Annotated in this window: 1 protein-coding gene; it reads right to left on the reverse strand. The window is 64.7% G+C overall.

Annotated elements, in window-relative coordinates:
• Positions 1-713 (reverse strand): diaminopimelate epimerase (gene dapF / locus MOV74_RS38845; RefSeq protein ID WP_246932881.1); only part of this gene is annotated, 713 nt, incomplete at its 3' end.
• Between the last annotated feature and the right edge of the window lie 365 nt (positions 714-1,078).

Genomic DNA, 1,078 nt, shown 5'->3' on the forward strand with positions numbered 1-1,078 from the left:
GCGGCGACGGCCGTGGCGCAGGCCGCCGAGCCACAGGCCTTGGTCAGGCCGGCACCGCGTTCCCAGGTGCGGATCGTGATGTGCTTGTCATCGACGATATGGGCGAGCGTGATGTTGGCGCGCTCCGGGAAGATCGGATGGTTTTCGAGCAGCGGACCGAAACGCTCGAGATCGTAGGCATGGACGTCGTCGACCCAGAAGATCGCATGCGGATTGCCCATGCTCACCACGGAGGGCGAATGCAGGATCGGATTGTCGATCGGCCCGATCTGCAATTCGATGTAGCGGGTGTCGCGGAACTCTTCCGCCAGCGGAATGTCCTGCCAGCCGAACTTCGGCGCACCCATGTCGACCGTGTAGAGATCCGGCGCGGGACCCTGCCAGGCATTGAGCAGGCCCGCTTCCGTCTCGAACGTCGCATTGGTCTGGCCGGTCTTCTCGAAGATACGCCGCACCACACAACGCATGCCGTTGCCGCAGGCGCCGGCCTCCGAGCCGTCATTGTTGTAGATGCGGATGAAGGCCTCTGTGCCGTCGAGCCGCGGCTTCTGCAGCACCATGAGCTGGTCGTAGGCCACGCCGCCGTTCGCGGACGCTACCGCGCGGGCGTCGTCCGGCGTCACCTTTGCCGCGGAATCGCGCATGTCGACAACAACGATCTCGTTGCCGATGCCGTTCATCTTGGCAAATGCGTGGTTGGCCAGCGCGCTCATGAAAATTCCCGAATTTCGCCTGCCTTATATGGCGATCCTTGCCGGCTTGGCCAGCGGTTTGCTTGGGAGCGCCGAGGAGGCCTGCCATGACGCATCTGTCATGGGACGAATTTGGCGCTCGCGTGTTAGAACGGCGCGTTCGCGCGAGCCGGGGCGCGGCCGGGCGCAAAGACGGATTTAGGCCTTGGTGGTTAAGGCCTTGGGGAGAATAAAATGTTCAGGTTTCGTCGTCTCGCTCTGGCCGCGCTGATCCCGGCAGCGGCCTTGTCGCTTGGCCTGCCTGAGGCTCTGGCGCAAACCCCGAGCCCGGCACCGGCCGCCTCGGCAAGTCCCTCGCCGGCCCCATCGGCGTCCCCCTCTCCGGC

Source organism: Bradyrhizobium sp. SHOUNA76, from assembly GCF_023006445.1.
In the GTDB taxonomy this organism is placed as follows: domain Bacteria; phylum Pseudomonadota; class Alphaproteobacteria; order Rhizobiales; family Xanthobacteraceae; genus Bradyrhizobium.